This window comes from Micromonospora sp. SL1-18, assembly GCF_047921505.1.
Taxonomy (GTDB): domain Bacteria; phylum Actinomycetota; class Actinomycetes; order Mycobacteriales; family Micromonosporaceae; genus Micromonospora.
Genome location: NZ_JBLROA010000127.1, coordinates 1 through 6970 on the forward strand (window position 1 = coordinate 1; position 6970 = coordinate 6970).

The window sequence follows — 6970 nt, forward strand, 5'->3', positions numbered from 1 at the left end:
CTCGTCACGGCGCTGAGTTGACGCAGCGTCGGGCCGCGAGCGTACCGTGACGTACGCAGCTACCGCGCCCAGCGCGGGTCTACTGCCACAGATCGTGGCATCTCCTGGCAGCGGACTGGGCGGCGGCCGTCTCTACCCGACGCGCCGCCAGCCTCCCGCGACCATCCAACGCTATGGGTGTACCGGCATGCGGGCCACGCCGGTTCTCATTGGACAAGGAAGAGAAGACCTGTCACTGAGACTGGCATCTCCAGTTTGACAGGGTCGACGCTGTCGCGGCTGGTCGTTTCCGACCAACGCCCCACAACAACGCGGCCATGTCCGGTGTGGAGTCAGAAAATTGCGGCTCCTGGAGCGAGGATTTCGTGCGGATCGAACTTCCGCTTCCATGCAGCGAAGCGGGAGTATGTGGCGGCCCCATAGTGTGTTTGCCAATCCGCCTTACTAAAAGGAATCGCGTCCTCTACGTATCGTGTACCGCCAATAGCCGCCGCGCTCCTCCACCACTCGTAGTTGCGGGCCAGCATGGCGTCGGCAAATGCCTGGTCAGGCCCTGGCAGTGAGGAGTTGGTCAGAACTCCGCAGACCCAGGCCCACTTACCCGAAGATGGCACTCGGTATAGCGGGCGTGTGAACGCCGATCGCAGGAGTGGAGCAAGAAGAACAAACGTAGTAGGGGAAACATCACGTGGTGTCAACCTTGGGAACAGTGTTCCAACGTACTTATCCACGCCGCTGTCCGGCAGAATTACGTTAAACCATGGCTTGACCAATCTGTCCCAGTTCTGTCCGGACTTGAAGCAGTTAACCGCAGTGTCGACCAAGAAGACATAGTCAAGGTAGGGCAGATCGGTTGCGATCGCCGTCCGGGCGGTCGAACTGCAATCCTTCATAAGGACTGAAGTAGGCGGTGGCGGCATATTCGGGTTGTACAAGACGGCCGCCCAGAGGCAGACGAGGCCGTTAAGGCCAGCGGTATTGACGCTCGCCACCCAATCGAATCCCCGAGGTCGCCCGCCTCTATCGGCCAAGGTCCGAATGTCACTCAAGCAGGTAGCAATGTCATTAGTCGCATACGGCGCGCGATAGAGTCGGGCGAGTTTGGGCGCAGGGATCATATTCACGACGGCACGGGTAATCACGCCGCACTGGCCTTGACCGGCGCACATCGCGAGAAACAAGTCGGTGTTCTCGGTCATCGAGCAGGTTACGAGATCGCCGGTACCGGTTACTACCTGCAGTTGCTGGATCTGGTCGACCTGAGAGACCAGTCGGTTACTGGTGATCGCGCCCAAACCGCCAATGGATAGCGTCCCGGCGATACCTAGCTGGGTGTACCCAGTAATTACGGCAGGCGTTAGACCTGCACCGTAAGCCGCCTTGATCAAATCCATCCACAGGACACCGCCGTCCACATCCGCTCCATTCGGGGTAATGGAGTGGATGGTGTTCAGGGAGCGGCAATTGATGATTAATCCCCCCGGCGCCAGAGTTTGCCCGAACACACTATTACGCCCGGTGTTCGTCGCGACCTTAATCCCGTTCTGGGCGCAGTAACGGATCATGTTTTGGATATCCTTAACCGACCCGGGAAAGAGGACGGCGTAAGGAGTTTGGTCGTTAACGACATTACCTTCGTCGTGGGCATTCGCGGCGAGCGTTTGGCTGTCCATGGCGAGCGTACCGTCGAGCGGCGGCACTGGCTTCATCGTAGAAGATGATGATGCTTGGACTGCCGTTACCCAACGGCCTGTAGTTGTGTTGAATCCGACAACTGTCACTGCCGCCGCGGCGCTGCCAGCCAGGCCTAGGAGACTGCGCCGGGAGAATATAGACCGCTGAGGATCCATCCAGACACTTCCCTTTCTCCGAGTTGTGTTTCCGTTAGTGCCGGGCGCCAACGATATGACGAGGCAACTGGGTAGCGTGGCCCCGCACCTCTACGCAGTGTCCGGTACCGTCGCGCCCACCACGCTCGCCGGCGTGCTCGTCGGGTGCGGCCGCGAAGACGGCGGCAAGCTTTCGCCCGGGCTCGCTCATCTCTGAGGGCGTCTCAACCGGAGCGATGCACCGGCACCTGGGCAGCTCACAGAAGTTGTGTTGCCGGCATCCGGCCCGGTACAGGCATGGGCCGGAGCCTCTCAGCGAACGGCCGCTCGATCCACCGCACGGCGGACGGCCGCCGGTCATCACCGACGACATGGCGCACACCGTACTCCTGGCGCCGGGGCCAACGGCGAGTAGGTCGAGCAGATCCAGCCCGACCTGAACGACATCCCGCGCGTTTACGGAAGACGATCAGGGTCTACAGCGTGTCTCATAAGTCCTTTGGGTCATGAGGCACCGCCCTTCTCGGGCGTCCCTGCCGTCACGGGTGTTCGTGGCGGCAGGGTTCCTCCGTCACCAGGGCTGGTTTCACCGGCGCGTGGGCGCCGGCCAGAGCCGTCCCTCGGGAGGCGTTGATGACCGGGCCTCGTACTTCGGGGTCCCGGGTCTGAGCATGGTGTTGCTCGGCCCAGACAGCGAGGTTGACCGCCGCGTTGACGTCCCGGTCCGCCGTATGCCCGCACGCGCCGCAACCGAAGATGCGCACGGACAGGGGCAGAGCGGGGCCGACGGTGCGACAGGCACTACACATCTTGGTCGACGGGTACCAGCGGGGCGCCGGGATGGTCTGCCCGCCGCGCCAGCGTTGCTGGTAGCCGATGATGCGGGCCAGGTCAGCCCAGCCGGCGTCGGAGATGGCGGCGGCCAGACGCCGGTTACGGAGCAGGCCGGCGGTGTGCAGGTCTTCCAGGACCAGCCGGTCGTGGGTCTTGACCAGCCGGTTGGCGACCTTGTGTAGGAAGTGGCGACGTATGTTGGCGACGCGGTGGTGGGCCTGGGCCAGCCGGGCGACAGCCTCGGCCCGGTTGCGCGAGCCTCGCTGTTTGCGGCTGACTTGGCGGGACAGACGCCGCAGTCGGGGCAGGGCGGTCCGCAACGGCCGCGGCGCATCATCGACACGCAACACCTGCCGCCCGGTGGTGTCGGCGGCCACGATGAGGGCGGCGAGGCCGCGGTCGACACCCACCCAACCACCGCCGTCGGCATCGGGTCGGGGTGGGTGCTGGCGGGCGGGATGCAGGTCAGCTGCCTCCACCGTCACGGTGATGGTCCACCGGCCGGCCCGGCAGGAGACGGTGGCATACCGGATGTGGGCTCGGCCGGTGCGGATCATCCGCCGCAGTCGACGGGTGTCCTCCCGCACCCTCAGGGCCCCGATCTTCGGCAGGCAGACACTGCGAGGCCCGGCCGTGGGATCCCCGATCCGGATGCTCGTCCGACCGGCCTTGGTTGTGCAGCGGATCCGGAACGACGGCCGGGTGCGGGTCTTGCGTTTGAATGTCGGGAACCCCACCCGGCGGCCCGGCCGGTTCCCCCGCCGGGACTCGGCCCAGGCGCTCAGGCCACGACCCAGGTCGACGGCGGCTTCCTCACACACCTGCTGACACACCCGCGCCCGCCACGACAACCCCGTCACCACGACCTCGACCGAACCGGCCGCATCGACCACGAACCGGCGACCCGCCGCAGCCGAGCACTTCCACGAGTTGAACGCGTTGATCAGGTCGAAACCCGACCACGGCACCACCACCGACCCACCCCGACGCTTCGCATCCAAGGCTTCCTTCACCAGAGCCAGGCACTGATTGAACGCGAACCGCGACGCCCCCGCATGACGAGCCAACACCACCACCTGCAACGGCGACGGATCGACCGTGAACCGGAACGCGGTAAACCTCCCCACAACCCCACAGCATGCCCGCCACCTATGACACTTCTGAAACACGGCGTAGGGAGGTTCGCCGCCGACGATCGGAAGTGTGGCCCCGCCGCCGGCGTTACCGAACTGCACCGGTTAGGACTGACGGAACCGGGGGCTGGGGCGAGGTCCCTTCCTCTCGGCCCAGCCCCCGGTTCTGGAGGGATCCGTCGTCAGCAGAGCGCGTGCAGCGGGCCGGTGCCCAGCGGGCCGGTTCCGGCCGCGACTGCGACGAGTACGAGAGCGCCGACGGCGTACGCAGAACGACGGAACAGGCGGGTGATCATGGGTTCTCCCTTGTCGAAGAAGGTCCTGTGTTCATCACCCTGCAGATCGCCGTTCATCGCGGCCAGCTTGCTGCGGTATGCCTACTCGCGGTTGTGGTTTCCGGCTGGCCAGCATCCAAAGGCCCACGCCGAGGCAGAGCATCGTGAGCGTGCCGAGCGGCCAGTAGATGTGGTTGTCGACCAAGCCCCAGGCACCGACGGCGGCGAACAGCACGCCGGTGAGGGCTGCGCGCCCCGTCGTCTTCCACATCGTGTACCCAGCGAGCGCTACACAGCAGACGAGGGCGGCGCCGCCGACGGTGCCGGACGGCTCGGCGACGCCGACCACGCCAGCGGCCACGCCTTCACCGTCATCGCCCAGCTAAGCGTCTGGCCGAGCAGGTCGGTGTGCATCCCGAGGCGCTGCGAACCTGGATCCGCCAGGACCAGGCTGATCACGGTGAGCGCTACGACCAGCCCACCACCGCCGAGGCCGAGGAACTGCGGCGGCTCCGCAAAGAGGTCGCTGAGCTACGCAGAGCCAACGAGATATTGAAGGCCGCGTCCGCTTTTTCGCATCGGAACTCGACCCGACCCGGCGACGGTTATGACGCTCGTGAGCGAGCTGTGCGACCGCTTCGGGGTCGAGCCCGTCCTCCGGGTTCTCAAGATCGCGCCGTCGACCTACTACGGCTTGGGCGCCCGCGAGACCACCCCCGGCCCGCGGGAGGCCGAGGACCGTGGGCTGCTGTCGGAGATCGTCGACATCCACGACCGGTCCGGGCAGACGTATGGCAGCCCGCGTGTGCATGCCACCCTCGCCCGCCGGGGAATCCGTGTCGGCCGCAAACGCATCGACCGGCTGATGCGCGAACACAACCTGCAAGGTGTCGACTAGGCGGTCGACGTGCCGGGCGTGTATGCGGGCCGCTGAACGGGTCAGGCGATTACGTAGCTGCCAATTCGGGGTCGCTGGCCCTGGCCACGACGGCCACGGTGGGTCGCGGTCATCCGTCAGCGGACCTCGGGACGGCCCGGTTGGCCAGCTGCACGATGTGGAAGTGGTCCACGACCAGGATCGCGTGCAGGATGCCGTCCTTCGTCAGTTCCAAACGCCGGGTCGTTTCGTTGGCCATGAGCGTCGGGTGTCGCCGGTGGTCGCCGGTGACCTGCCCGCAGCCCGTCACTTGTGATCGTCCGAACCCGACACTCAGATGGTCGGTGAAGAGCTGCGGGGGCCTTCAGCCCCGAGGCTGCCGCCACTAACGTGAACGCCCACGTGCAGAGCCTTGCCGGGCAAGATCAGCAGTAGATGTGGCCCCGCTTAACTTTCGAAGAGCCTGGATGACCAAGGTCGGCGTGCGGCGGTCCGGGCGTGGCGCGCCTTGGGGCGACGCGCTTGAAGTCCGAAGGGGAACTCGCCCCGATATCATGCGACAATCTTTCATGTGACTATCTTTCCAGCCGCCCCACGGCCTGCGAGAAGCCATATCCATGAGTGAGAGGATTACGTCTTTGGGTAACAGGCACGCCGTCGTAGTCGGCGCGAGCATCGCCGGCCTACTGGCCGCCCGGGCACTGAGTGAGACGTTTGACAGGGTCACAGTGCTGGAACGGGATGATCTGCCGGCGCAGCCTGCGCCCCGTCGCGGCGTGCCACAGTCGCGGCACCTGCACATATTGCTCGCCCGCGGGGCCGAAATCCTTGACGAGCTCTTCCCCGGAATTACCGACGAGATGGTCGAGCACGGCGCCGTCCGCAACGATCCCCAGGTCGATACCACCTACTACCTCGATGGCAGGGCCATCGCAGCGAAGCCGTCCGACCTGGTCGGGGTCGGCGTCAGCCGACCGATGGTGGAGCACCTTGTACGGCAGCGCGTGGAGCGGCTACCGAACGTCGAGGTGCACCGCGCCGAGGCGGTGGGGCTGCTTACCGGGCGGGACGGCGCGACGGTGACCGGCGTGCGGACCAACAGCACCCGCACCCCGGAGCTGACCGCCGATCTCGTCGTGGACGCGGCGGGCCGTGGATCACGAGCACTGCACTGGCTGCGCGACTTGGGAATCGCTGAACCCCCCAGCTCGCGGGTGGAGGCGGACGTCGTGTATGTCACTCGGAATTACCGCTGGGAACCGGGCCAGCTCGACGGACGGCACGGTTGCCTTATCGTCCCGTTCCCCGGCTCCCCGCGTGGCGCCGGCGTGGTGCACATGGAGGATGACCGTTGGGGCTTGGTCCTTTTTGGCCTGGTGGGCGAAAACCCGCCGATCGACGAGGACGGAATGCTGGCCTTTGCCGAGTCGCTGCCGGTTCCTGATATCGCGAAGCTGATGCGGGAGGCGAAGCCGCTGGACGACGCTGTCAGAATGAGGTACCCCGCCAGCGTCCGCTGGCATTTCGAGAGGCAGCGCCGGCAACCAGAGGGCTTCCTCGTCACCGGTGATGCGCTTTGCAGCTTTAATCCAACCTACGGCCAGGGCATGTCCGTGGCCGCGATGGAGGCGCTGATCCTCCGCGACCTCGCCGCCGGCGGGACAGCCGCGCTGCCGACGCGGTTTTACCGCGCAGCGGCGCGCGTCATCGACGGGGCATGGACCCTCGCAGCCGGGGGTGACCTGAGGTTCCCCGAGATACCGGGCCGCCGCACCGCTGCCGACCGGCTGCTTGCCGGATACCTCGACCGCTACCGCCTGGCCGCGACCGTGGACCCGGTTTTAGCCCGCACGTTCTTGCGGGTCGCGCAGATGCTGGCGCCCGCGACGGCGATGGTCTCACCGGGGCACCTCATCCGGGTGTTCGGTGGGGCGCGCCGCGCCCGCTGCTGAGCCGGGGGTCGGGGAGGAGCGACTAGTGATCGTTTTTCCGGCCAGAATCGTCTATTGTCGACCGTCGTGG

6 protein-coding genes and 1 pseudogene are annotated in these 6970 nt (G+C 65.9%); 3 read left to right on the plus strand and 4 right to left on the minus strand.

The genetic code is table 11. The features are described 5' to 3' along the window. Positions 1-332: 332 nt before the first annotated feature. The 3 genes from ACNAW0_RS29525 to ACNAW0_RS29535 form a co-directional block, all read right to left on the minus strand. Positions 333-1709, minus strand: a complete 1377-nt coding sequence (locus ACNAW0_RS29525; RefSeq protein ID WP_416291322.1) for an FAD-binding protein — start codon at positions 1707-1709, stop codon at positions 333-335. Positions 1710-2368: 659 nt separating this feature from the next. Next, positions 2369-3790 carry an RNA-guided endonuclease InsQ/TnpB family protein gene (locus tag ACNAW0_RS29530; protein WP_416291323.1) on the minus strand — a complete coding sequence of 474 codons (1422 nt, stop codon included), beginning with the start codon at positions 3788-3790 and terminating at the stop codon, positions 2369-2371. A 336-nt stretch (positions 3791-4126) separates the two neighbouring features. Continuing rightward, positions 4127-4432 (minus strand): hypothetical protein, encoded by a 306-nt coding sequence (locus ACNAW0_RS29535; protein ID WP_416291324.1) that lies wholly within the window; start codon positions 4430-4432, stop codon positions 4127-4129. Here ACNAW0_RS29535 and ACNAW0_RS29540 point away from each other — a divergent pair. Next, positions 4318-4587: pseudogene (locus ACNAW0_RS29540) on the plus strand (transposase); the annotation flags it as partial. The gene ACNAW0_RS29535 and the pseudogene ACNAW0_RS29540 sit on opposite strands and share 115 nt — an antisense overlap. 100 nt (positions 4588-4687) lie before the next feature. Beyond that, a complete protein-coding gene (locus ACNAW0_RS29545; RefSeq protein WP_416291325.1) occupies positions 4688-4969 on the plus strand; it encodes an IS3 family transposase in 282 nt (93 codons plus the stop codon). Between the two features lie 109 nt (positions 4970-5078). Here ACNAW0_RS29545 and ACNAW0_RS29550 read toward each other — a convergent pair whose 3' ends face one another. Beyond that, complete coding sequence (locus tag ACNAW0_RS29550; RefSeq protein WP_416291326.1) at positions 5079-5207, minus strand: hypothetical protein; 129 nt, start codon at positions 5205-5207, stop codon at positions 5079-5081. A 358-nt stretch (positions 5208-5565) separates the two neighbouring features. On the opposite strand from ACNAW0_RS29550, the gene ACNAW0_RS29555 reads away from it, so the two are divergent. Continuing rightward, positions 5566-6900, plus strand: coding sequence for an FAD-dependent oxidoreductase (locus ACNAW0_RS29555; RefSeq protein ID WP_416291327.1), 1335 nt, complete (start codon positions 5566-5568; stop codon positions 6898-6900). The last annotated feature ends 70 nt before the right edge of the window (positions 6901-6970 follow it).

Coding starts and splice junctions, on each gene's coding strand:
- ACNAW0_RS29525 (WP_416291322.1), bottom strand. CDS start 1,709: ATGAAGCCAGTGCCGCCGCTCGACGGTACGCTCGCCATGGACAGCCAA.
- ACNAW0_RS29550 (WP_416291326.1), bottom strand. CDS start 5,207: ATGGCCAACGAAACGACCCGGCGTTTGGAACTGACGAAGGACGGCATC.
- ACNAW0_RS29555 (WP_416291327.1), top strand. CDS start 5,566: ATGAGTGAGAGGATTACGTCTTTGGGTAACAGGCACGCCGTCGTAGTC.